Below are 25521 nucleotides of genomic sequence, written 5' to 3'. Positions count from 1 at the left end.
CAATATTTAAAGCATATTTTTTTATAAATAATTGCACTTTCTTCTATATTTTTCATCATTTTCATAAAAAAAATCATCTAAAATGAATTAGATGATCGAAATGTATGTTTCAATTAAAATAGTGTAGGAGCTTGCACTACATTGTTAAAAGCAAAATTTGAGGATAAGCCATTATTCAAAAGGTTTACATCTATAACTTGATAAAACGCATTTCCAGTGTCTGCAATTTCCCAAACAGCTAAAATAAGATGGTATCCACTACGGTCAGTTGGTACATTTGCTTCGTGCGTTACTGTTGTCCCTGGTCTAGCTCCACCGTCATTTTTTACATAGAATGGCACTAAATCTAAATCTGATCGCGTCAAAGGTTTATTTGGATTCCAACCTTTTTTCGTAATATAATATTTCCACTCTTTCGTACTATGAGGAGCCGTTAGTTTCCACTTGAATGTATTCGTCCCGCCATTTAACGTAACTTTCTTCCACCTATCTACAGTTTGAACATCTAAAGCGGGAAAATGACCAGCCCCTGCAATTTGTCCATCAGAAGGTCCTAGTTGTGGAAATCCACCTATCCCTTCTACACTTTGTGGTTCATATTGAATTGGTCCACAATTTACATTTACACCTTGCTTACATAAATAAGATCGGCTCGCTGGTGATTCTACATATCCATGAGCTGAAGCCTTTTCTGAAAACCCAAATGTTAATAATCCCGTAAGTAATACGCCACCACTTAAAATAACTTTCTTCATCTTTTGTAAACTATTCTTTTTCATTCTTTCATCCCCTTCCCATAATAAAGCGAAAATAACTATAGTCGGCTAGTCATCTTCTCTACATTTATTATAAGACGAGAATCATTACTAAAAGAACCCTCTAAAAACTTTCTCAAATTCATTTAGTGCGTTAATTAGATTATAATTAACTATTTTAACACCGCCAGAAAAATATAGACGGTGTTAAAAATAGTCGTTTATTATTCACTTACTAATAATTAAGCACTCTCCCCGTTTGATTATAACTTAAATGTTTTTATAATAAAGAACCGTAGCATCTAACTTTCCATTCGGAGAAATTGCATACCCTGGTATTGTTCCAACTTCTTGGTAGTCTAGTGATTTGTACAATTTATTGGAAGGATCTCCTTCTCTAGTATCTAATACTAAAAGAGACCTGTTTTCTTGCTTTGCTCGTTCCTCTGCTTTTTGCATAAGCGATCGTCCAATACCGTTTCGTCTAAAGTTTGGATGAGTCATTAATTTGCAAATCTCAGCTCTATGAATTCCGTTAGGCTTAGTAACTAATTGTAATTGAATACTCCCTGCTACTTCGTTGTTTATTTTAGCCACATACAATATCACTTCTGGCGCTAATACTGTTTGCCAATACTTTGTTGCATCTTTTTGTTCCAGTGGAGGCAAAAAACCAATTGATGCCCCATCATTTACAACCATTTTCAAAAGTTTCGAAAGTTCTTCTATATCATTTTCTAGTTTCTTAATTTCTTCAATTACTAAATTTCGCATTACTTTTCCCCCTTTTGTTTCATTGTAACAATTTTTAAAGAAGGAATAATGAAATAATAAGAGGAATTTATAGTTAAGATATGATTTTTTGTGAAAGGATAACGATATGAAATATATATTAGATAGAATGTACGCAAAAGAATTACTCGAATGGGCATATGAACAAAACCCGGGCCCTTGGTTTGAACATTCACTACATGTTGCTCATGCAACTGAAAACATAATTATAGAACTTATAAAAAAAGGGTACAAGCTAGATGCTGACATAGCATATAACGCTGCCCTTTTGCATGATATCGGAAGATACAAAGGTTTTACCAAATCGGTCATTCATTCCTATGATGGTTATATGTATATGAATGATTTAGGGTATACAGGAAACGCTGTTATTTGTGTGACACACTCATTCCCATGCAAAAATGAACATATAGATATCGCAGCAGAATGGAGTCTCGTTCCTGACCATATGAGAAGCCGATTAGTTGAAATATTAAATGAACATTGTAACTACGACTTATACAATAAAGTAATTACTCTTTGTGACGCTCTTGCTGATGCGGATGGCTTTACTACGCTGGAAAGAAGATTAATTTCTGTTGGTTTGCGTCATGGTACAACATCTCATACATCTTTACATTGGAAAGGGTTTTATGCGATTAAGAAAGAATTAGAAGCTTTAATCGGTAAGAGTATATACACAGTTCTTCCTGATGTAGAAAAATCTATTTATGAAGATATAGAATATTAAAGTAAATACAAATTGAAAACGATAAAATTTGTATTTATGTTTCTAAAAGACTCTTTCAAAAATGGAGGGATTTCTTATTAGTAAAATAGGATTTGACTTGATAAACCTTGAGGGGAATTTTGAATTTGGATATGAAGATATAAAAAAGATTTCTATGAGATGTAAATTTTCTAACTGTTCACATACAAACGAACCAAACTGCGCGGTTAAAAGAGCTATCTCTGACGGTGCTCTTTCTGAAGAAGTAGTTAACAGTTAATATAGAGATTTTAATGAGGTACATTATGTTTCTAAACAGAAAAATAAAACAAAAGCCATTGATTATATGAAGCAATTGAAGCTTTTTACAAAACCTTAAAATTAAATAAATAGTTGTTATTTCTCATTCCTACTAAATTTAAAATTCTCCCATTATTGTATAACCATAAATTGAACCCATCCTAGATAATTTTTATACTCAAATTTAATTTCACATAAAAAACGTTTTAAACATAAAGTTTAAAACGTTTTTTTATTCAATGCTTTTGATTTTTCAATTCTGTTAAACACTCTTGCACTAAAGTTACCGCTTGACTCATCGCAGCTCCGCCAGCAAATGCTGCTGAAACACCACATGCTTCTAGAATCTCTTTATCCGAACATCCTTGATCAAGACAACCTTTTGTATGATAAATTGTACAATACTCATCTTGCGTTGCTAAACTAATTCCTAATGCAATAAGTTGTTTTTCTCTTTTTGTTAAAGAACCCTCTTGAAAACAAGCTTGCGTGAACGCATTATATGTCTCAGCGATTTCAGGAATTTGATTTGTAAAACTACCTATACCTTCTTTATAATGATGTAGAATATCATTTATCGAACTATGTTGCTCATGTTCCATCTTATTCCCTCCAGTCATATTATCCATACTTATTGTAGTATGTGATGAAATGGAGGCAATATACCTTCTTTTAAATCAAGAATTTTTAGTTAATTTAAGTTATAATTTTAAATTATCATCTACAATAACTTTTTCTCTAGAACTTTTTCTTTCAACCTCTTTACTTCTTTCTTCCCAAAATGTTAATCCTTCAATCCCCACATTTTTAGGATTAAATACTGGATCTTTCCCTTCTTTTTTCTGCGTTTCATAATCTTTTAACACTTTTAATGCGGTTTTACTTAAAAGTAAGATTGCGATTAAGTTTAACCATGCCATACTACCGATTCCTAAATCTCCAAGATTCCATAAAAGCGACGCTGATTCAACGCTACCGATGTAAACCATAATTAAAAATCCAAATTTTAAAACTGGTTTTAACCAGCCATACTTCAGTTGACGATCTAAATAAGTAAGTGTCGTTTCAGCGATATAGTAATAAGCGAGTAACGTTGTAAATGCAAAAAAGAAAATCGCAATTGAAATAAATATTGGACCAAACCCTGTTATCACAGTTTCAACTGCTTGTTGTGTATAAATTGGACCAGCTTCCACATTTCCTATGTTTTGTACAATGGCGGTTTTCCCTTCAGGTATAACATTATACATACCTGTTATTAAAATCATAAGAGCTGTCGCTGTACATACGACAATTGTATCGATATATACGGAAAACGCTTGAACTAATCCTTGTTTTGCGGGATGCGATACTTCAGCAGCCGCCGAACTATACGTCGCTTCTCCGACACCAGCAACGTTTGAAAATACAGCGCGTTTTACGCCCCATGCAATAGCTGCACCAACAATTCCACCAAACATTTCATTTACACCAAATGCGCTAGAGAAAATTAAAGCAAACATCCTTGGAATCTCCGTTACATTCGCAATTAATATGATACATGTAACAATTACATAACCAATTGCCATAAATGGAACAAGCATTTGAGAAACGCCAGCAATTCTCTTTACACCACCAAAAATAATTGCTGCTAGTAACATGACTAAAAATATACCAGTTATATATTTGCTAATACCATTAGAGTTTTCAAATCCAACTGCGATACTACTAGATTGAATACCTGGTAATAACACGCCATATGAAAGTGTTACAACTACTGCTACAATGACTGCAAACCATTTCATTTTCAAACCTTTCTCAATGAAATATGGAGTACCGCCGCGATATTCATTCCCTACTTTACTTTTGTATACTTGAGATAATGTTGATTCTACAAACGCGCTCGCTGCCCCTAACAAAGCCATTACCCACATCCAAAATACAGCTCCAGGACCGCCGAAAGCAATTGCTGTCGCTACCCCTGCAATATTACCAATTCCAACTCTTCCTGATAAGGCTAAACAAAATGCCTGAAAAGATGATATTCCCGTCTCTGAACTCTTTCCTTCAAATAATAGTTTAATCATCTCTTTAAAATAACGGATTTGCAAAAAGCGTGTTGCAATCGTGAAATATACGCCTGCCCCTAATGCAAAAACAACTAAACCGATACTCCACACTTGCCCTACTAACCATTCTACTAAATTCTCCATCCAAATCCCCCTTATCATTCTTTGGAAAAGCAATTTTGTATATAAAAAAAACGGACAACTATTATCAAACTTTCTAGTTGTCCGCATTTTTCATTATTTCATCCCTCAATTTTTATCAGTAAAACGCCCTATTACTTTATATTTACCCAAACACTTTTCACTTCTGTATAATTATCAAGCGCATATGAACCTAATTCGCGGCCAATACCAGATTGTTTATATCCACCAAATGGTGTAGCTGCATTTTCTAAGTTATAATCATTAATCCACACTGTTCCTGCTTTTAATTTATTTGCTACTTGATGACCCGTTTTGATATTTTGCGTCCATACACCCGCAGCAAGACCATAGGATGAGTTGTTCGCTCGTTCAATTACTTCTTCTGTCGAATCAAATGGAAGTACGACAACAACTGGTCCAAATATTTCTTCCTTAACGATTGTCATATTGTCTGTAACATCTGTGAATATAGTTGGCTTAACGAAATAACCTTTTTCAAGCGCACGTTCGCCACCAGCCGCAACTGTAGCACCTTCTTTCTTCCCTTGCTCAATGTAATTTAACACACGCTCTTGTTGTTTCTTAGATACGAGTGGACCCATTTCCGTTCCTTTCTCCATACCTGCTCCAAGTTTTACGTTGTTCGCCATTTTCACAAGTGCATCTACTACAGTTTCATAATGTTTACGATGAACAAATACACGTGATCCTGCGCTACAATTTTGACCGTGATTATACATAATACCTTGGAATGCACCATTTATCGCTTCTTCCAAGTCCGCATCTTCTAAAATGATATTTGGTGATTTTCCGCCAAGCTCTAACGTTACATGCTTAATCATTTCTGCAGATTGACGCATAATATACTTTCCTGTAACAGTAGATCCTGTAAAAGCAACTTTATCAATGTCATGATGATTTACAATTGCAGCCCCTGCTTCAGGACCAAAGCCTGATACAAAGTTTACAACGCCGTTTGGAAATCCAGCCTCTTTAAAGAGTTTCGCTGTATATAGTAAAGATAAAGGCGTTTGCTCTGCTGGCTTTAATACAATCGTACAACCTGTCGCCAGTGCAGCTCCCATTTTCCAAGAAGACATAACAAGCGGAAAATTCCACGGAATAATTTGTCCTACAACACCAACAGGTTCATGTCTCGTATAATTCAAGTAATCTTTTGAAATCGGGATTGTTTGCCCAATAATTTTTGTAGCCCATCCTGCGTAATAACGATAATTTTCTACAGTCGCTGAAATATCATCATCAAGTGCTACTTGATATGGCTTTCCATTATCTAAAGCTTCTAGTTGCGCTAATTCTTCTCTATGTTCTTCAATTAAATCTGCTAATTTATAAATAAGATGCGCTCTTTCAGCAGTAGCCATTTCTGCCCACGGGCCAGATTCAAATGCAGATCTTGCCGCTTTTACTGCAGCATCAATATCCTCTTCTTGCGCTTCACATACGACTGCTAGAACCTCTTCTGTTGCTGGATTGTACGTTTCAAACGTCTTTCCGCCAATAGCAGAAACAAATTCGCCATTAATAAACATTTTAATTTCTTCATTTAAAAACGCTTCCACTTTTGGTTTCAGCTCAATATTTGTCTTTAACATTATGTTCTCCTCCTTATTTAAACAGCTGCATGAGCTGCAATATTTGATAAAATCGTTTGAAGCTTTTGATCTTCTTCTACAGTTAACCCTAGTCTTGGATAGCGAGAAGGTCCTCCCGCTTGCCCATGTAATTCCATAGAACGTTTAACGATTTGAACATATTTCCCTGATCCTTCAAGAAACTCGCAAAGTGGTAAAATAGCATCGTTTATTTCCCACGCCTTTTCTAATTCACCATTTTGAAAATGCTCATACATTTTTGTAACGAGACCGGGAACAATATTTCCTGCTACTGAAACCCATCCCGAGGCACCAACTAAATATGATTCCATAACTAAATCTTCAGAACCACAGAAGACTTGGAAAGCCCCTTCACTTTGTCTTACTAAATCTCTCGCTTTTCGAATATCTCCGCTAGATTCTTTAATATGTGTAACATTTCCACACTCTTTTCCAATACGGAGCATTAGCTCTGTACTCATATCAACACCAGAAGTAAATGGATTATTGTATAACATAATTGGTATATTTACAGAGTTTGAGATTTCTTTAAAATGAAAATAAATCTCCTCTTCCTTCGGTTTACAATAGTAAGAGTTTATAATTAACACACAATCCGCTCCGTGCGCTTCTGCATGTTTCGTATATTCAATTGTTTCTTTCGTCGTCTCTGCTGCAGTTCCAACAATAACTGGAATACGGCCATCAATTTCTTTCAACACGGTTGCTACCATTTTAAATCGTTCTTCTTTTGATAAACTTACAAATTCTCCTGTACTTCCATTAATGATGATACCTGCAACGTTTTGTTCGATAAAGTAATTTACATTTTGCTTTACCCCATCCCAATTAATTTCCTGAAATTCATCCATCGGTGTTATTAATACTGGAAATGCCCCTTTAATTTTTTGCATATTTATCTCTCCCTATCACATTTTATTTTAATAAGAAACCTGCCGGAAACGGATCCGTAGGGTCTAATAGAAATGTCTGCATCCCTGTAATAAACCCTCTACTTTCAAAACGGAAAATGTATCCTAGTTCCTCCTTCTTCACTTTCTCCACAGTTATAAAACTATTAAATATACTTTCATTTTTAAAAGGTTTATCCGCCATATAATCATTTTTAAATAACGCATGAACATAGGAAACAATAGTAGAAACAAAACCTGGCGAACGTACGATAAAGTTATCTTCATGAAATGTAATCGATTTTATATGGTTCTTTTCTTTTTGCGAAGGATCTACTAAAATAAGCCTTTTTATTAGCGACTGTTTTTGTATAGTCTGTAGTGTAGCTTCTCCCCATCTTTTCAATTCAGAAATGTTTTCCATGCGAATTTCTGGCGAATACGCACCTTTCTCTACAACTGCATATACTTTATCTGCTTGTATGAGAGAATAACTTACATTACCAACCTGTAAATTTTCCTCAATCATATAGCATAGTTTGCTTTCAAACGAAACCGATATAACTTCATCATTCTCTACATACGCATGAACTAAAAATATTCCAGATAACGTTTCAATTTTATATTGATTGGACTCTCTCTTTTTTAAATAACCACTTTCGAGTAACATCGTTATTACTGCAACAATGCCTCCATAATGAAGCGGAATCGAACCTTCATGATTAAAAAATAATACAGCTGCATCCACTTCATTATGGATAGATGGAACGACAATACACCCATTCAAACCGATAAAACCACGTGGTTCATTTAATAAAAGCTTCATCTCTTCTGCTAATTCACCTGAAAATTGTTCATTTAATTGCTCCAAACTGTAGTAGTATTTGCATGGTACGTCTTTCATTACACGAAATGTCTCGCCATTTACATGTACGTCTACTGCTGTATACATTTTTTGAATGTTCATTTTATATCCTCCGTTTCATGTTCCATCGGCGGAATTAGCAAAAATCCTTCTTTAAGTGGATCCATTTCATTGTAAAAAAATCTATGCATACCCATAAGCCAAGCTGATCCCGTAATTTTCGTTATGACAGCTTCAATATTTTCAACATGTGTCGTATCCATGACATATCCTTTAAATAAAGAACCAACGATACTCTCATGAATGAACTCTTCACCAATCTCGATTTCTTTCTGAGCGTATAATACAGCTAGCTTCGCAGATGTTCCTGTACCGCATGGAGATCGATCTATTCCGCCTGGTGGTACAACAACTGTATTTTTCACATGCGCACATTCATGAGTAGGATCTGTATAAAATTCAACATGTGTTAATCCTCTTATAAACGAATACTCTGGATGAGTGATTTCAAACTTCTCATTAATTGTGTTCCTTATATGAATCGCCTTATCGATGATTGTAGATGCATTTTCTGGTACTAATTCTAGACCTACTGATTTCGCATCAATAATGGCATAAAAATTCCCTCCATACGCAATATCAGCCTCTATAGTTCCAATGTCTTTCACTTGTACAGTAATATTTTCCAATAAAAAAGCTGGTATGTTACAGAAAGATACTTCTTTTGCTTTTCCATCTTGAACAGCAATATCTACTTCAACTAAGCCAGCCGGTGTATCTAGTTTTAAAGAAGTAATCGGTTCAACTACCGGAATTAAACCTGATTCAACTAACGCTGTACATACACCGATTGTATCGTGACCACACATCGGTAAATATCCACCTGTCTCTATGTATATAACACCTATATCAGCCTCAGGATGACACGGGTCTGTTAATAATGCTCCTGACATTACATCATGACCACGCGGTTCATTCATTAACAATTTTCGAATCCAATCATACTCCTTTTTCATATGTAACATCTTCTCTGCTATCGTCTCTCCAATCAACTTTGGAAGTCCACTAATTAATGTCCTCGTTGGATTCCCACCTGTGTGTGTATCAATCGTCGTAAAGACTCTTTGTGACCTCATCCGTTTAACACCCTTTCTGTAAAACGACTCAAACGAAGTGGTTCAATAGGAATAATTGTCTCTTTTTCATTTAATAACTCTTCAATTACTTTTCCAGTAACTGCTGCAAGACTAATCCCATCACCTTCATGTCCAGCGGCAATGAAATAATTCGGAATATGTTCCACTCGTGAAATAATCGGTAAATGATCTTCTGTCCACGGACGTAAACCAGCGTAAGAACGAATTACCATCATATCTGCCATTTTCGGATAAAAGCGAATTGCTCTATTTGCGATACATTTAATGACTTCATTATTTATCCTCGTATGAAATCCTACAAATTCACGACTACTACCAATTAAGAAATTTTGACTTTCAGTAGGCTCAAATACGAGCGCAACCCCGTATTTTTCAGTTAAAGCATCCACTTTTCGTTTTCCGCCAAATTTAGAAATTAAATAACCGAATTCCATTACTTTACGGCATCCTACGTGTTGTTGCCTTGAAGCTACAATAATATGCCCTTTTCTCGGTTCAATTGGTATATTTACATTTAACATCTGACCAACCTTAGGAGCCCACACACCGGCTGCATTTACAACTTGTTTTGCTGTAAAAGTACCATTCGTAGTTTCTACAACAAATGAACCATTCGTCTCTATTTTCATACTCTTTACTTCGGTCTGCTTAAAGGCTTTTGCGCCAAACTTTTGTGCCTCTGACAGAAGCGAGAAAGCAAGGAGATATGGATTCACAGTTGAATCCGTCGCACATTCTAAACCGCCTAATAAATCATCAGCAAAAAAAGGCGACTCTTCTCTTATATCTTGCCTATCAAGCATTCGAAACGGTAATCCAGCTTCTTTTTGCCGATTTACCCATTGCTGCGCAGCTTCCATCTCTTCGTCTGACTCACATACGAGAATACTTCCTGGTGCCCTATATTCAAATGAATGCTCTAATTCTTCACTTAAATCAGTTACTAATTTTTGACTTACTAAAGACATTTGACTATCAAATCCCGGGTCTTTATCAATGGCCAAAATATTCCCATCACACCGTGAAGACGTCCCGCTGACAAATTCCCCTTTTTCAATGATTGTTACGTCTCTTCCGTATTTTGAAGTGTAATAAGCGATAGAACACCCTATTATTCCACCACCTATAATTAAAACGTCGCAGTGCCTCACAATATACTCCTCCTTTCCTAGCCCTCTCACTTTCTTTTTATGCAATTGACGTGCCAATTCTGTACATATACAATTTTTATAAAAAATATTTTTATTTGTAAAAATATTTTAAATTCATAGTAAATAGGTGTATTATTTTTTTATCACTGTCAAAATTTTTATACATAACAGGAGGACATTATGGAATTCTCATTTCCGACTATACAAGAATTTTTGGAAAGCGTTTTAATCAATCATACATGTAGCCTTGATCGCATTAAGAAAATAAACGAAAGGTTTTATTACCTCCCTTCTACTACAGAAGAATATAATTGCGCAATTATTTATGTAGATGACTCATTCACTGCATTAATTGACGCTTTTTCTTATGAATTAGCTGTTATCATCCTTAACGAAAACGATGAGCCGATATGCTGTATAACTTCTCAGCAAATGATTCCATTTCTTTATAAGTCCTACAATGAACTACAGTCATTTTATGACACTGTAATACAAACAACTGACTCTTCTGTTACAGTAATTGATAGTAAAGAATGCGTTCGAACTTGGACAGATGGTGCTGAAAAAATATTTTCAGTCAACCATAATGAGATTATTGGGCAACCGATTACTCGTTTTTTTGATTATAAAGACTTGGAAATTTTACAATCTTTACATGATGGAAAAAGCATAGTCGCTCAGTTCCATCAGCCTCGCCCCGATTTATTCGTATTAATTAATTCAAATCCAGTTTATTGTAATGATGAAATTATAGGAGCAGTCGTTTCAGAAACAGATGTTACAAATCAAGTCGCTTTAAATGAAAAACTATTTAATATGTCACATGAAATGCACCGTTTAGAACAAGAAGTGGCAAAGTATAAAGATGAATCCGATCCATTCCTTGCGATGAATGGAAAAAGTCCTGTTATACAAAGAACGATACAATTAGCTAGAAAAGTTTGTTCGGTGAAATCAACTGTTTTAATACTTGGGGAAAGCGGAGTTGGAAAAGAAGTATTTGCGAAAGCAATTCATGAAGCAAGTGAAGCAGCGAAGGCGCCTTTCATTTCGATTAACTGCGGGGCAATTCCAGAAGCATTATTTGAAAGTGAATTATTCGGTTACGAGCGTGGGGCGTTTTCTGGAGCAAATAGTAAAGGAAAAAAAGGTAAAATTGAACTCGCGCAAGGCGGTACTTTATTTCTTGATGAAATAGGTGAAATGCCACTTGATATGCAAGTAAAACTGTTACGTGTACTGCAAGAGCGAAAGTATTACCGAGTTGGTGGTGAAAAAGAAATTAATATTGATTTCCGTATTATCGCTGCTACAAATCGTGATTTACAAGAAGAAATGAGAAAAGGAACTTTCCGAGAAGATTTATATTACCGCTTAAATGTAGTTAGCTTGCAGATTCCACCGCTGCGCGAAAGACGCGAGGATATTATTGAATTAACCTATTCTTTCTTAAACGATTTTTCAATCAACTATAACAGACCAATTCGTGACTTACCTTCAAGCATTATGCATGAACTGCTTCATTACAATTGGCCAGGTAATATTCGCGAACTTCGAAACGTTGTTGAACGGCTTGTGGTATTCGCAACAGACGGAATTATAAAACAAGAATATTTACCATTTCATACGACTGAAACTTTAGACAACCATACAGCCCATTCCCTATTACTCAGCAACAATAATACAATCCTTTCTTTACAAGAAGAGATGGATGAGCATGAGAAAAAAGTTATTGAAAGGGCTTTACGAATTTTAAATGGGAATAAATTAGAATGCGCAAAACAACTTGGTGTAACAAGGGCTACTTTATATAACCGTTTAAAGAAACTTGGACTTCAATAAAGAATCAGTATGCACCGATCAGGCATTTACAGATAGCCCTCTCCTCCTCTATATTGGCATGATTTTTGCATATATAATTTGTGAAAACCGAACTAGAGGAGGAATACACATGACAAATAAAAACAACTTAATCGTTTGTCGTTGTGAAGAGGTTACATATGGGCAACTTCAATCGACAATTGCTGAATATAACTGCTCGGCAAGAGAATTAAAACTAAGAACACGTGCTGGCATGGGATTTTGCAGTGGTCGCACATGCAGAATAATGATAGATCGAATGATTGAAAATGCGAATCCTGACGTAACTCTTAATGAACTACCGTTAAAATATCAACCACCAATACGTGCAGTTACTTTTGGATCGGTAGGTGAAAGTAAATGAGTAGAATTACACATCACCCTATTTTAGGTACTTTACAAAGTAGTGAGCGTATTACCTTTCAATTTAACGGTCATCAATACGGAGCATATGAACATGAAACGATAGCTGCTGCCCTGTTAGCAAATGGAATTAGGACATTAAGAGTTCATGAAGATAGCGGAACACCGCGAGGTATTTATTGTAATATCGGACACTGTTCCGAATGCCGCATGACAGTAAATAATCAAACAAATGTACGTGCATGCTTAACTGTTGTAGAAGAAAACATGGTTGTTGAAAGCGGGAAACAGCATCCGAATATCGTGAGAGAGATGGTGAAAAAACGATGAGTGATGTAATTATTATTGGTGCAGGGCCAGCGGGATTATCTGCTTCTATTTCTTGTGCTCGTTTCGGACTAAAAGTGCTCGTTATTGATGAATTTATGAAGCCGGGCGGGAGATTGTTAGGACAGTTGCATCAAGAGCCTACTGGAGAATGGTGGAACGGAATAAAAGAATCGAAGCGACTTCATGAAGAAGCAGAATCACTTTCAGTACATATCAGGTGCGGTGTTTCGGTCTATAATTTAGATAGAGATGAAAACAATTGGTTTGTACATACTAATATCGGTACGTTAGAAGCGCCTTTCGTACTACTTGCTACTGGAGCTGCGGAATATTCTATTCCCCTTCCTGGCTGGACACTTCCAGGAGTGATGTCAATTGGAGCAGCTCAAGTTATGACAAATGTTCATCGCGTGCAAGTTGGAAAAAAAGGAATTATTATTGGTGCTAACATTTTGTCTTTCGCCATTTTAAGTGAATTGCAATTAGCGGGAATTACAGTAGATCATATTGTACTCCCTGAGAAAAGCGAGTTAAGTCAAAAAGCTGGTGAACCTGAAGAAGTTTTAAACTCTCTTTTAAATGCAGCTCACCTCGCTCCTTCTGCTTTCTTACGAATAGGTAGTCACTTTATGAAATTTGATTGGATTCGAAAAGCTGGATTAACATTCTATCCACACAACGGAATGAAAATAAACGGAACGCCACTTCACCTTCGGAAAGCAGCTCTTGAAATTATCGGAACAGATCAAGTTGAAGGTGTACGTATTGCTAATATTGACTCTAAAGGAAATGTTATCAATGGAACAGAGAAAATATATGAAGCAGATTTTGTATGTATTGCCGGGGGATTATACCCACTTGCCGAACTTGCAGCTGTAGCTGGTTGTCCCTTCCATTACATTTCAGAATTAGGCGGACACGTTCCTCTCCATTCCGAAACAATGGAAACTCCTCTTCCTGGTTTATTTGTAGCCGGCAATATTACAGGCATTGAAAGCGGAAAAATTGCGATGGCGCAAGGAACAGTTGCAGGTCTATCTATTGCTAAATATGCAAGCAAAAAACGTGATATAGTCGACCAACAATTATCTCACGCCATTCAAAACGTTCACTTTGTTCGTCAGAAATCTGCAATTCAGTTTAATCCGATGGTAGATATCGGTAGACGAAAGATAAATGAAATTTGGCGTGATTACTCTTCTACATATGCACATACTAAAAAGAGCTGCTGAGATTATTCTCGACAGCTCTTTTCTCTATTCATCTGAGTTATTAAATTTCGCTAATGCGTAAATGCCTTCTTCATCATCTAATTCAAGTTGTAACCTCGCTGCGAATGGATTGACATTATATTCTCTGTCAAGCAATAAGCGTAAAGCTTCGATTAAGTTTGCTTGAATTAAAATTTGCTGGCGACCATTTACCTCTACTTCCGCAGAGAAACCGTAGTCGTCATCATACATGAGTTCAACTAATACTTCTTCTGGACCCACTTGTCTTTTTTCAGCGATATATATACAAAGCGCATTTATAAGCTCTTGTTCAGAAATTTTTATTGTTTCCATGCTACTTCATCTGCTTTCTTCTTACGTTGGTCTTTGAAGTATTTAAATGCACGAACTGCTAACATTACGATACCAGCCATTACTAACATATTTACCATAAACGCTAATACAGAACCAAGAGCTCCCATATTTGCAAATAAGCTACCCATTAGTAAACCACCAAGACCACCTAGTAATAAACCTTTCATAAAGCTTCCTTTATTACTTTTTGGTGCCGTGTTTGTTGCTTTCGTTTTTGAATCTGGAGTCGTTTTTTGAGAATTTACATTTGAGTCTTTTTTGTTTAAATCAACTTTTGACTTTTGACCTGAACTTGGTGTAAATGATTTTTTACCAGATTTGTAACTTTTCGCTGCTGCATGATCTACGAACATAAAGCTGCTAGCCCCAAAGATAACCATGAATGCTGTCATTACTGCTACAAGTTTTTTCAACATATTATATCCATTCTCCTTTTATATAGATATATGTGAAATCTATCTTTCTAGTAAATTCAGAATGATAGATTTGTTTTTAAGAACATTTTAAAGGTTCTTATGAACTTATTATATGAACTTTTGTCGAAATATGCAAGTATTATTTACTTTCAACAGTTTGGTCACAAAGGAAAAATTAAGCAAAACAGAATTGACTTTAAATGAAACAAAACATATTATAAGTTCATAAGAACTTTTTATTATTTTGGAGGTGAAAAGATGGAAACATTTCATCTCACACGAAACGAAATGGCTACCCTTCTTCTATCACTAAGAGGATGGAATACGAAAAAGCCTCTCGGTATTTTACAAGAAGCTTGGGCAAAGTCACATAAAAAAGATATTGAAAGCGGACAAAGCGTTACAGCTTTTATTACTACCGCACTTTCACCTATTTTTGAAAAGCTGATTAAAATTGACGATACTGATGTCGGTTTTTCTTTAAATGAAATAGTTGCGCTTGGCAATCAGATTGAAAACACAAGTTTCTCTGTAACTGCTATGCAAAACTGGGTGAAACGAGATATAAAAGAAATGATTGGCTCTCCTCAAAAAGGGAAAAAATATTCAATCGAACAAGCAGCCTTACTATTTATTGTCGAAGATTTAAAAACAGCACTTGATTTTGAATCCATTCGTAAGCTATTACGCCTTATTGTAAATGACCCAGCCGATCGAAGTGATGATTTAATCAATCCTGTTCATTTATATGTAGCATACTCTTCTTTATTTGAAGAACTCAATCAAGGTAATTGCTTACAATTAAATGCAACAGATACCGTTCATACAATTGAAAACATCGTAAAAGAAAAAGCTGATAAAATCGCAAGTAAGTTCGATCAAATTAATAACGAACAACGCGAAGCAATTCGTAACGCTATTATTATTGCGACCCTTTCTGTACATACCGCTTATGTACAAATGTTAGCAAAGCGTTACGTAACAGCAACTTTATTTTTACAGAACTTAGATGTGAAGCCTTAAAAAATAGGAGCAGAAATGCTTCTATTTTTTTATGAGAAATTTTTAATAATCTTTTCATTAACCCTTCATGAAAACGTAGCTTATATACTTTACTATAATACTTATGAGAGACATAAAAGAATTGAAATAGCAATCCCCTATGTAAATAAGGTATAATCTACATATGGTGAACCTTTTATGCAATTAAATAAAAGGTTCTTATACTCAAAAATTCATAAACTAGAAGGTGCAACAATGTTAAGTAGTTTTATTCATTCAGTATTAACGTTTTTTGAAGGATTAGGTTATTGGGGCATTATGCTTGGACTTATGATTGAGATTATCCCAAGTGAAATTGTCCTTGCTTATGCAGGATACTTAGTATTCAATGGAAGTATCTCATTTATAGGCGCAGTTGTATTCGGTACAATTGGCGGTGTTATTGCCCAAATCTTTATTTATTGGCTTGGACGATATGGTGGACGCCCTATATTAGAACGTTATGGAAAATATATTTTCATACATAAAAAGCAAATAGACGCTGCAGAAGATTGGTTTAATCGTTACGGAACTGGTGTCATTTTTACAGCACGCTTCATTCCAGTAGTGCGTCATGCGATTTCAATTCCTGCTGGTATTACAAAAATGCCTTTACTACGTTTCACTACACTAACAGCACTTGCGATTATCCCTTGGTCTATTATTTTCATTTATTTAGGTGAAAAGCTAGGTGAAAATTGGGAAAATATTAACGATATTGCTGGTCCGTATGTGAAATCATTCGCAATTGGTGGCGTCGTACTTATACTTTTATACTTCGTTATAAAAAAATGGACAAAAAAGCGTAAAAATCTTGCTTAAGGATATAAAAAAGCCGCTATAAATTCAGAATTATAGCGGTTTTTTATTTATATTAATCTTCAGGAATTATATAACACCTTTCCATCTACATTTACATGGATAAGCAACCATTCAATCATTTCTTTCGTATATTATCTCAAAAAGGAGTGATTCCCCTATGCATTGGCAGCAAAAAATACCATACTTAATCGGACGCCCTATCGGTATTTCCTTCATAAATGGGCAAGGAACTTCTGGTGTATTATGTTCAGCTCATGATGGTCAATTATATGTGTATGAATACCTTATCAAGCCCAGTTCGCAATGAAACATTATGATTATAGACAGATTCAAGATATACATGCATTCCCAAATTGTCCTCACCAAAATCCTCTATACTAAAAAAATCGGAACGGCTCATAGCCATTCCGATTTCTATACTTTATTTCTCAGAATTAAATTTTTGCACTGCTTCATCAAAATAAATCCAACCTTTCCAGCCTAAATGAATCGTATCTTTTAAGAAATACTTATCATATTCATGACCAGAGAAATCAACTACTGGATATCCTGCTTTCTCAACCTGCTCTCGAACTTTTTTATAATACACTTCACGGCGTTCTTTCGGGAAGCCAGTATAATCATACCAAGGCCCATTTACAGGTACAGAAATAAAGAGTGGTTTGACATTTTTCTCTTTAAATAAATCTAAAATAATTTGTAAATCATCGTATTCTGGTGATTCATCATATGTTTCATTTGCTCTAAAGTTTTTTAAACCTTTTAGTTTTTTCTTCAGATTATTCTTATGATAATACGGATTTTCAATTCCGAATGTATTTGTAGTAGACTCTGCTTTCCCTTCTTGTTCTGCGTGTTTACGTGCGTCTTCCCAAGAAATTGAACGAAGTCCGATATTTGTTTTCTCTTTCATCGGTTCGATTTTAAATAAAGAGTTAAATAAATCTCTATGATCTAAAATATTTCGATGCATATAAGCAAGTGGTTTAACTAAACCTGCTTTTATGTTATGTTTCGTATCATTATATACAATACCTTCTAATGAATTTTTTAATATATCATCTTCTTGAACAACTTTATAATCTAATAGCCGTTTCGCGATTTGCTTCTTCATTCCTGGATTTATCTCATCATTAAAAATAAAATGATATGCTTGTTGTTTGGAGAAATTATTAGTGAAATCCCCTTGTGATACACCAGTCTTTGTAAACCATTGTGGTGAAAGAACAAACACTACTTTTTTACCTTCTAATTCATCCATAGTAGATGTCATATTTAAAATATGAGCTAAACTTTGTGTACCACCAGTTCCAATTAAAAACGGTGTAAAACCAGCTGGATTTACTTTGAAATAATTAGACGGATGATATGCATCCATTCGTAAAAATTCTGATGAACCGTACATCGGTAAATACTGTGAATTCTCTAACATTTTTTGCTGTAAGAAAACACTTTGTAATTTCTCTTTTTGTAAAGAAGTTGCCGCATCTTCTACCTTCTTATCACTAATAAGCGATACTAAACTTTTCGATGGGATTAGAATGATAATGAAAAAAAGCACACACGCTAAAATTATAGGACCAAAAGCATGCTTCATTTTCATCTTCTGTCCCTCTTTCTATCGTTATTAAATTGTAACCCTTGTTTTTGACACGTCATCTTTTCTCTCCTTTGTCTCTATACATGTTCCATTCTATTTATCTATTATATACATGTATGTATTTCCTTCCTTGTTCTATTAAGCCCTATATAAATAGCGCAAGAAAATGTTTCCATAGAAACATGTTAATTATACAAGATTCTACATAAATTTCACACTGGAATTTTAGTAATAATTTTATTTTTTAACAATGAAAAAATATATGAAATGTCTAGAATTCTTTGGATGATGTATGGAGTTCAAAATATGATAATAAGCGCCCGCTATGATCAACTTCATGAGTATATATAAACCCGAGCTTTCGTAAAAGTTTTTTCGAGCTCTCATTTGCTACTTTAACTCTAGCAATTATTCTTGTTACATTCAAAGTCTCTATTGCATATTTAATGGAAGCCTCTGCTGCTTCTAATGCATACCCATTCCTCCAATGTTCTGGGTCAAGAAGATACATAATTTCTATTTCACCTGTTTCATCTACCTTTCTTAAACCACAATGTCCTAAAAGCTTTCCTGTTTCACTATTAAATAACAACCATACCCCGAAGTCATACTGTTCCCAATGTAAGATAAGTTGCCCAATATAATCATTTGTTTCTTCCTTCGACATTCCTCTTGATTTAGCCAGCCATTTGCCAACAGTATCTTTTTTTAATATGTTATAAAACTGATCAATATCTTCTACAATTGGTTTCCTCATAAATAATCTTTTTGTATAAATTACTTTCTCTTCTTCAAACATAGACATCATTTTCCCTCCAAATACTGTTTACAGACTAATAAATTATACCATGAACTATTTTTCTAACTTTAAATAAGAAAAAACAGACTATCACATACGTGAAGTCTGTTTCCCCATTCTTTTATTTTTGTAAATCTGCCCATTTTAAACTTGTAGCTGGACCAAATTGATGTACATATAAATCTTTCACATATGGTTTTTGTAAGTAAGATAATCCACGCTGGAATACCGGTGCAATTACTGCATCATCAAGTAGCATTTTTTCAGCATCTTGCATTGCTTTCCAGCGAGCCTTTTCATCATTACCTAATTCTGTTTTAATCTTCTTAATTAATGCATCATATTCTGGATTTGCATATTCTGTATTATTAACACTGCTTCCAGAAAGGAATACTTCTAAGTAAGTCATTGGATCTGGATAATCTGGTAACCAGCGTGATAACGACATTTCATATTCTTTCTTCTTCTCAAGTGCTAATTTTTGCGTATGCGGCTGTAATTTCACATTCACTTTTAATCCTGGTAAGTTTTTCTCAAGCTGCTCTTTAATGTACTCTCCAACTTTTTTAAAGTTTTCTAAGTCATAATTTAATAATTCTAAAGTCACTTCATTTGTACCTGTCTCTTGTTTTGCTTTCTCCCAATATTCCTTCGCCTGTTTTACATTTGTCTTATTAAACTCACCAGACGTACTTCTAAAATCTTTCTTATCTGGGCCCTTTAAAAATCCTTTTGGTACGTAATAGTTCGCTGCAACCGATCCATCATTTAAAAATGAATCTGCGAGTCCCTTCTTATCAAAAACTGTACTTAGCGCAAGACGTGCATTTTTATTTTTAAGAATCGGTACATTTTCATTAAATCGGAAGAAGTACATAACTGGATCTGTATATTGTTTTAGCTCTTTATTATTTTTATATTTATCTACGAATTCTGTAGAAATAACAGCTCTATCAACTTTATCTGTTTCATATAAATTTACCGCAGTTGAAATTTCTTTTACAATTTGATAGTTTACTTCATCTAACTTTACTTCTTTTTTATCCCAATACTTATCGTTTTTCTTCATTGTAAAGCTAGCTTCATGCTTCCACTCTGATAATGTAAACGGTCCATTATATACCGCTTTATTTGCTTCTAATCCATATTTATCACCTTGCTCTTTCGCATATTTTTCGTTAATTGGATAGAAGGATGGTAAAATTAATAATTTCGTAAAATACGGTACAGGATGTTCTAGCTCTACGACGAATGTTTTATCATCCTTCGCTTTTACTCCTAATTCATCTAGACCTAGTTGTTTTTTATTTATCTTCTCAGCATTTTTTACATCGTACGCAATGTATGCATATTGAGAAGCTGTATCTGGATTAATCAATTGCTTCCAAGCGTATACGTAATCATGGGCGGTTACTGGATCTCCGTTAGACCATTTCGCATCACGCAATTGGAATGTATATGTCTTTCCATCTTTACTCACTTCATATTTTTGTGCGCCGGCTTCAATTTCTTCATCATTTTTCGATAGACGAAATAGTCCTTCCATTACGTTATTCAAAACGTTAAACGAGACTGCATCTGTTACTTTCCCTGAATTTAACGACGGAATTTCACCCGTTTCTAGTAACTGTAATACTTTCTTCTCATCTTTCGGCTTTGTTGCAGTTTTTTCTTTTGCGCAGCCAACTAAAAATGAAGAAACTAATAGAGTACTAACTAATGAGTAACGAACAACTTTTTTCATTTAAAAACCCCCTCTATTTTTAAGGTAAGTAACGACGAGCACCAGCGTATTCTTCTATATATCCTGGTGTATTTAGCGGTATAATCTCTACCGATCTTTCAGCTCTTGGTGAGTGAATCATATTGCCATCACCAATATACATTGCGACGTGATGGACACTACCTTTCCCTTGATCATGTGCAAAGAAAATTAAATCTCCTTTTTGTAGATTTTCTTTATCAACTGCAACTCCTGCTCTTGATTGCGGTCCAGAATCTCGCGGAATTGTAATGCCGTGCGATTTATAGATCGTATGCGTGAAGCCAGAGCAATCAAATCCAAAACCACTTGTACCAGCCCATATATACGGTAATCCTAAAAACATTTTCCCTGTGTTAATTAAATCATCGGCCGCCGGAGTTGGAATATCAGTTTGAGATTGGTAAACTGTTCCATCATTTTTACGTATCCATGCTTTTTGCCCATTTGGCAACAATACACGGTATGAAATTGTGTCTTCACTTAATAGCGGCAGTCTTGTATTATAACTGACTTCAAGTGATTTATGTTTTTCAGAAGGGTTTATATATAAAATCGCTGTTGGTTTGGTTATTAAGACAAAAGGTTCATTTGTTTTATCTGCAAATTCTTGATTATATGTTAATTGTTTTTCAGGCATCCAGCCCGGATAACCTTCTTCATTTCGGGGTGTTGGCTGTCCATGCACTAATACCTTCACCCATTCGCCTTTCTTATCAATAACAGTTACTTCTTGACCGAGTAACGCTTGTGTTTCTAATTTATTTGCATTTGTTAACCATAGTTTCTCGTCAAGTGTCATTGATTTCGTCCATTTCCATAGATCCACTGGATTTGTTGTACTCGGTGTATCGATTGGCCTTAATGAATCAGGTACTGTCCATAACGTTGCAGCAGATACATCTATAAATGCTTTATTATCCTTCTTTTCTTCAGCATTTGCCGATGTAAACGATGAAAATATAAATAAAGTTGTTAAAAATGCAGTTCCTACTTTTTTCATATTTATCCCCCTTAAAAGATAGTTTACTAGTCTCTTCTCCTAAGACTTACTATTCACTGTCGATTGAAGGTTTACCTTTGATCCAGAATAAGTCATTCCTTCTGGCTCTTCCATTAACCAAAGCGGTGCATCAAGATCAAAATAATGAATATTAGGATGCGCTGCCGCTAAATGCGCAACAGCACTAACGGAAAGTGAAGATTCCATCATGCTGCCCACCATACACTTCACACCAGCTGTTTCTGCGATATCTGCAATACGCCATGCTTCACGTATACCACCACATTTCATTAATTTAATATTAATGAAGTCTGCATATCTTCCTTGAACGAGCTTTAATGCGTCACTTGCTGAAAATATACTTTCATCGGCCATAATTGGCGTTTGCACACGATCTTTGACATACTTTAACCCATCCCAATCTTTCGCGTGTACTGGTTGTTCAATAAATTCTATATTTAAATTACGATTTTCCATCTCTTGAATAATAGAGACCGCTTCTTTTGGACTCCAACCTTGATTCGCATCTAAACGTAATATCGTATTTCTTGGTACCACATTTCGAATTGCCTCAATACGTTCCAAATCTAAATGCGCCTCTTTACCCACTTTAATCTTTAATGTTTGAAATCCTTTTTCTATATGTTTCTTCGCTTCTTTTGCCATTAATACAGGCTCATCCACACTCACTGTAATATCGGTATGAATTTCTTTCTTCCCGCCTAACAAGGCATATAACGGCACATTTTGATATTGGCAATATACATCATATAAAGCGATATCTACCGCTGCTTTGGCACTTGAATTTCCAATACAACTCATTTGAATGCCCTGTAGTAACTGCTGAAACTGAATGATATTTTGACCAATTAAACATGAACGCATCGGTCCTAAAATCGCTTCTTCCATTCCGCTGGTGAAATCCCCCGTAATAACTGGCGTTGCGGCTGCAGCCCCCTTACCAATCACTCCTTCGTCTGTATGAATATAAACATCTATACTTTCAATTTCTGTTACAGTACGAAGCGCGGTTTTAAACGATGTATGCAGTTTTACACGTCTACGATTTACTTTTACATCTGTAATTTTCATTTTGTTCATCCTTTCATTCTCCAATGAAGTGAAATTTTAATCCACCGGAGATTTATACCCACGGATTATTAGGTAAACCTATTGGGCATTTACTCTTCTATCTCTCTACTTTGTTTTCGTTCACTTTTGATGTAGGACGATAATGTGAAATAAAAAAATCCAGCCATAAGAATGATTCTTACGGCTGGATTTTGTCTATGATTGAGTAGACAAAGCAGCAATCTGATTATATTTTTTCTGTGCATCTTTTAGCGCTACAAGTAACGCTTTTTGAGAAGAACCGAAATATCGGTTCTTTACTTCCATTACTAACGCCGGGTCATTTATATTTTTATGTAGAAATAAATATTTAACAAATTGAGATGTTAATGCAATTGTCGCTGAGCAGTCTGCATCTACAATTTCCCCTGTATCCTTAACAAGTATAAATGCTACGAAATAGCTTTTAAACTTTTCAGTAATGGGATTATTTTGAGGTGCTTTCGCATCCCCTACGATATAAATTGTATTTGAAGCGTACACAGCTATCTTCCTTTCTTATACGAGGATAACGGGTTTCTTAATAGTCGTATGAGCGAGGAACTCAACGTTGATTAAAAAATGTATCCGCTTACCTTGTATTATAATATAATTGACAGAATTTTAACAACATTTATTTTAGTGCATATTCCATATTTATGAAAATAGCTTAAACTCTTCATTTCTACAATATGTGATTGTTCCTTGTACCATGACATTCATACATAAAAAACTGCACCCCCAATTGTTAGACGGTGTCTAACAATTGGGGGTGCAGTTCAATGGCTAACTGTTTTTATTACTTTGGCATCACAAATATAGTTTCATTTGACTTAGAAAATTGATACTCTTTTCTCGCTAACTTCAAAATTTCTTCCTCATCGTCTGTTAAATTTTCTATGTTAGTCTTTAAAGAATCTTTATCTTTCTTTAAAGATACTAATTGCTTCTTTTGATCCGTAATCGTATCTTTCTTTTTATCAATTACTTCTTGTTGTTTCGTTAAAATATATTGAACATATAGAGTAGTTGCCGCAATAAAAAGGACCATAAAAATAAGTCGCCTTAACTTCTTTTTATTTATCCTACGCTTGTCACTAGGTTGTGATAATTGCTCTGGTATATTAGGAACATTTACTCGCTCGAGTTTCCTCATTCAAATCCCCCTAACCCATATTTTTCACTACCATCGGCACGTTTTCTTACTAAACTAAATTCTATTCTTATAAAATAAACTCCTTCACAAAAATATCCCATAAATTAACCAATTAAAGATAGCATTCGACGACATTTCCATATTTACACCGATTTTTTTTATACATGCTGCTATAAAATAGTAGTTTCTGTAATTCTTTTTCTACTATTGTAGAAGAGTTTTTTCACACACAAAATTCCTTCCCCACATATCCATGTTATAACATGCTTACAAGGAGGGGGAATATGCATTACCGCACATTAGGTAAAACTGGAATAACTGTTTCTGAAATAGGTTTTGGCGCATGGGCAATCGGTGGTGATGAATGGGGACCTGTTAACGATAAACAATCTATAACCGCTATAAAAAAAGCAATTGAGTGTGGTGTGAATTTTATTGATACTGCGGATGTGTATGGTTTAGGACATAGTGAAAAGTTGGTAGCTACCGCGATTAAAGGACATCGTAATGATATTATCCTATCAACGAAAGGTGGTTTAATCGGACATCACTACGACCCTAATGGAGTTCCTGTATATGATACTCCCGAAAAAATCATCGCCGTATTCGAAACAAGTTTACAACGTCTTCAAACAGATTATATTGATCTTTATTTTTGTCATATTTGGTGGCATAATCGTAGAGAAACAGAAGCATTTCTACGTGCATTTGACATATTAAAACGTGATGGCAAAGTAAGAGCAGTCGGTGTTTCGACTCATGATTTACAATACATTCATCATTTCAATAACAACAACGAAATTGATATCGTACAACTTGATTACAATATATTAAATCGAAAACCAGAAAAAGATATATTACCATTCTTACAAGAGAAAAATCTAGGAGCTGTTATTCGTGGTCCATTAAAAATGGGCATTTTAACTGGAAAATTCACAAATAAAACAATTTTTCCAGATGGAGATTTACGCAAAGATTGGCCAAATGAAACTTGGTTTCAAGAAGACTTACAAACCGTAGAGAAACTTCGGCTGCTCTCAAATAAAAATCAGACCCTAGGGCAACTTGCACTTCGCTATGTACTCTCTCATCCGGCAGTAAGTGTTGTAATTCCTGGTGCAAAAACAGGAACACAAGCACAAGAAAATGCAAATGCAAATGCATCTGTTCGCCCTATTTTGAGTGATAAAGAGCTTAACTATATTCATTCAATATAAAAAGCCCA

Annotated in this window: 26 protein-coding genes and 2 pseudogenes; 10 read left to right on the top strand and 18 right to left on the bottom strand. The window is 35.0% G+C overall.

From position 1 onward, the window contains the following. Positions 1 to 113: 113 nt before the first annotated feature. Together AB6801_RS17355 and AB6801_RS17350 are read right to left on the bottom strand one after the other, a co-directional pair. On the bottom strand, positions 114 to 779 hold the full coding sequence (locus tag AB6801_RS17355) for a lytic polysaccharide monooxygenase (protein WP_000742279.1): 666 nt from the start codon (positions 777 to 779) through the stop codon (positions 114 to 116). Between the two features lie 246 nt (positions 780 to 1025). Beyond that, a complete protein-coding gene (locus AB6801_RS17350; protein ID WP_001245250.1) occupies positions 1026 to 1529 on the bottom strand; it encodes a GNAT family N-acetyltransferase in 504 nt (167 codons plus the stop codon). A 106-nt stretch (positions 1530 to 1635) separates the two neighbouring features. On the opposite strand from AB6801_RS17350, the gene AB6801_RS17345 reads away from it, so the two are divergent. Both AB6801_RS17345 and AB6801_RS17340 read left to right on the top strand, forming a co-directional pair. Beyond that, a complete protein-coding gene (locus AB6801_RS17345; RefSeq protein ID WP_000874102.1) occupies positions 1636 to 2277 on the top strand; it encodes an HD domain-containing protein in 642 nt (213 codons plus the stop codon). Between the two features lie 61 nt (positions 2278 to 2338). Continuing rightward, positions 2339 to 2635: pseudogene (locus tag AB6801_RS17340) on the top strand (hypothetical protein). 157 nt (positions 2636 to 2792) lie between these two features. Here AB6801_RS17340 and AB6801_RS17335 read toward each other — a convergent pair. The 7 genes from AB6801_RS17335 to AB6801_RS17305 all read right to left on the bottom strand — a co-directional run bounded on the left by AB6801_RS17335 (position 2793) and on the right by AB6801_RS17305 (position 10448). Continuing rightward, positions 2793 to 3185, bottom strand: coding sequence for a carboxymuconolactone decarboxylase family protein (locus AB6801_RS17335; RefSeq protein WP_002005224.1), 393 nt, complete (start codon positions 3183 to 3185; stop codon positions 2793 to 2795). Between the two features lie 72 nt (positions 3186 to 3257). Beyond that, on the bottom strand, positions 3258 to 4748 hold the full coding sequence (locus AB6801_RS17330; RefSeq protein WP_048567596.1) for an alanine/glycine:cation symporter family protein: 1491 nt from the start codon (positions 4746 to 4748) through the stop codon (positions 3258 to 3260). Between the two features lie 131 nt (positions 4749 to 4879). Beyond that, positions 4880 to 6364: an aldehyde dehydrogenase family protein gene (locus AB6801_RS17325; protein ID WP_000920983.1), complete on the bottom strand. Its 1485-nt coding sequence runs from the start codon at positions 6362 to 6364 to the stop codon at positions 4880 to 4882. Between the two features lie 17 nt (positions 6365 to 6381). Continuing rightward, a complete protein-coding gene (gene dapA, locus AB6801_RS17320) occupies positions 6382 to 7278 on the bottom strand; it encodes a 4-hydroxy-tetrahydrodipicolinate synthase (protein ID WP_001169463.1) in 897 nt (298 codons plus the stop codon). A 22-nt stretch (positions 7279 to 7300) separates the two neighbouring features. Continuing rightward, complete coding sequence (locus AB6801_RS17315; protein WP_061139182.1) at positions 7301 to 8242, bottom strand: proline racemase family protein; 942 nt, start codon at positions 8240 to 8242, stop codon at positions 7301 to 7303. Then, positions 8239 to 9276, bottom strand: coding sequence for a proline racemase family protein (locus tag AB6801_RS17310; RefSeq protein WP_097998110.1), 1038 nt, complete (start codon positions 9274 to 9276; stop codon positions 8239 to 8241). The genes AB6801_RS17315 and AB6801_RS17310 overlap by 4 nt, the downstream gene beginning before the upstream one ends. Next, positions 9273 to 10448: an NAD(P)/FAD-dependent oxidoreductase gene (locus AB6801_RS17305; RefSeq protein ID WP_097998109.1), complete on the bottom strand. Its 1176-nt coding sequence runs from the start codon at positions 10446 to 10448 to the stop codon at positions 9273 to 9275. Before AB6801_RS17305 ends, AB6801_RS17310 begins: the two co-directional genes overlap by 4 nt. Positions 10449 to 10628: 180 nt before the next feature. Between AB6801_RS17305 and AB6801_RS17300 the strand changes: the two genes are divergently transcribed. The 4 genes from AB6801_RS17300 (at position 10629) to AB6801_RS17285 (ending at position 14233) form a co-directional block, all read left to right on the top strand. Then, the gene (locus AB6801_RS17300; protein ID WP_000395824.1) at positions 10629 to 12290 is read left to right on the top strand and encodes a sigma-54 interaction domain-containing protein; all 1662 of its coding nucleotides are present in this window, start codon (positions 10629 to 10631) and stop codon (positions 12288 to 12290) included. 109 nt (positions 12291 to 12399) lie between these two features. Next, positions 12400 to 12672 (top strand): (2Fe-2S)-binding protein, encoded by a 273-nt coding sequence (locus tag AB6801_RS17295; protein WP_116291448.1) that lies wholly within the window; start codon positions 12400 to 12402, stop codon positions 12670 to 12672. Continuing rightward, positions 12669 to 13001 carry a (2Fe-2S)-binding protein gene (locus AB6801_RS17290; RefSeq protein ID WP_000087067.1) on the top strand — a complete coding sequence of 111 codons (333 nt, stop codon included), beginning with the start codon at positions 12669 to 12671 and terminating at the stop codon, positions 12999 to 13001. The genes AB6801_RS17295 and AB6801_RS17290 overlap by 4 nt, the downstream gene beginning before the upstream one ends. Next, a complete protein-coding gene (locus AB6801_RS17285) occupies positions 12998 to 14233 on the top strand; it encodes an NAD(P)/FAD-dependent oxidoreductase (protein WP_097998108.1) in 1236 nt (411 codons plus the stop codon). The genes AB6801_RS17290 and AB6801_RS17285 overlap by 4 nt, the downstream gene beginning before the upstream one ends. A gap of 24 nt (positions 14234 to 14257) precedes the next feature. On the opposite strand, the gene AB6801_RS17280 is transcribed toward AB6801_RS17285, so the two are convergent. Together AB6801_RS17280 and AB6801_RS17275 are read right to left on the bottom strand one after the other, a co-directional pair. Beyond that, complete coding sequence (locus AB6801_RS17280) at positions 14258 to 14566, bottom strand: YxcD family protein (protein ID WP_000447747.1); 309 nt, start codon at positions 14564 to 14566, stop codon at positions 14258 to 14260. Next, a complete protein-coding gene (locus AB6801_RS17275) occupies positions 14554 to 15003 on the bottom strand; it encodes a hypothetical protein (protein ID WP_000914478.1) in 450 nt (149 codons plus the stop codon). The genes AB6801_RS17280 and AB6801_RS17275 overlap by 13 nt, the downstream gene beginning before the upstream one ends. Positions 15004 to 15261: 258 nt before the next feature. Between AB6801_RS17275 and AB6801_RS17270 the strand changes: the two genes are divergently transcribed. From AB6801_RS17270 to AB6801_RS17260, 3 genes and pseudogenes are all read left to right on the top strand, one after another. Then, entirely contained in the window at positions 15262 to 16026 is a 765-nt protein-coding gene (locus tag AB6801_RS17270) for a DUF1836 domain-containing protein (protein ID WP_000447231.1), read from the top strand. Positions 16027 to 16260: 234 nt separating this feature from the next. After that, positions 16261 to 16866 (top strand): undecaprenyl phosphate transporter UptA, encoded by a 606-nt coding sequence (gene uptA / locus AB6801_RS17265; RefSeq protein ID WP_000952913.1) that lies wholly within the window; start codon positions 16261 to 16263, stop codon positions 16864 to 16866. 157 nt (positions 16867 to 17023) lie between these two features. Further along, positions 17024 to 17247 (top strand): annotated as a pseudogene (locus AB6801_RS17260) (hypothetical protein). A gap of 40 nt (positions 17248 to 17287) precedes the next feature. On the opposite strand, the gene dltD reads toward AB6801_RS17260, so the two are convergent. The 7 genes from dltD to AB6801_RS17225 form a co-directional block, all read right to left on the bottom strand. Next, entirely contained in the window at positions 17288 to 18469 is a 1182-nt protein-coding gene (gene dltD, locus AB6801_RS17255) for a D-alanyl-lipoteichoic acid biosynthesis protein DltD (protein ID WP_000782305.1), read from the bottom strand. A 268-nt stretch (positions 18470 to 18737) separates the two neighbouring features. Further along, a complete protein-coding gene (locus tag AB6801_RS17250; protein ID WP_000061613.1) occupies positions 18738 to 19271 on the bottom strand; it encodes a GNAT family N-acetyltransferase in 534 nt (177 codons plus the stop codon). Positions 19272 to 19386: 115 nt separating this feature from the next. Then, the gene (locus tag AB6801_RS17245) at positions 19387 to 21009 is read right to left on the bottom strand and encodes a peptide ABC transporter substrate-binding protein (protein WP_000758254.1); all 1623 of its coding nucleotides are present in this window, start codon (positions 21007 to 21009) and stop codon (positions 19387 to 19389) included. A 19-nt stretch (positions 21010 to 21028) separates the two neighbouring features. Further along, entirely contained in the window at positions 21029 to 22030 is a 1002-nt protein-coding gene (locus AB6801_RS17240) for a C40 family peptidase (RefSeq protein WP_000755430.1), read from the bottom strand. 39 nt (positions 22031 to 22069) lie between these two features. Next, a complete protein-coding gene (locus tag AB6801_RS17235; RefSeq protein ID WP_116291449.1) occupies positions 22070 to 23131 on the bottom strand; it encodes a dipeptide epimerase in 1062 nt (353 codons plus the stop codon). A 186-nt stretch (positions 23132 to 23317) separates the two neighbouring features. After that, positions 23318 to 23644 carry a DUF3870 domain-containing protein gene (locus AB6801_RS17230; protein WP_000271312.1) on the bottom strand — a complete coding sequence of 109 codons (327 nt, stop codon included), beginning with the start codon at positions 23642 to 23644 and terminating at the stop codon, positions 23318 to 23320. A gap of 295 nt (positions 23645 to 23939) precedes the next feature. Beyond that, positions 23940 to 24296 carry an FtsB family cell division protein gene (locus AB6801_RS17225; RefSeq protein ID WP_097813696.1) on the bottom strand — a complete coding sequence of 119 codons (357 nt, stop codon included), beginning with the start codon at positions 24294 to 24296 and terminating at the stop codon, positions 23940 to 23942. 284 nt (positions 24297 to 24580) lie between these two features. Between AB6801_RS17225 and AB6801_RS17220 the strand changes: the two genes are divergently transcribed. Then, a complete protein-coding gene (locus AB6801_RS17220; RefSeq protein ID WP_097999399.1) occupies positions 24581 to 25513 on the top strand; it encodes an aldo/keto reductase in 933 nt (310 codons plus the stop codon). Positions 25514 to 25521: the final 8 nt, after the last annotated feature.

Origin of the sequence: Bacillus sp. RCC_6_1 (assembly GCF_041360755.1) — a bacterium.
Taxonomy (GTDB): domain Bacteria; phylum Bacillota; class Bacilli; order Bacillales; family Bacillaceae_G; genus Bacillus_A; species Bacillus_A cereus.
The sequence above is the reverse complement of the archived record's forward strand: the minus strand, read 5'-3'. Positions and strand labels throughout refer to the sequence as shown.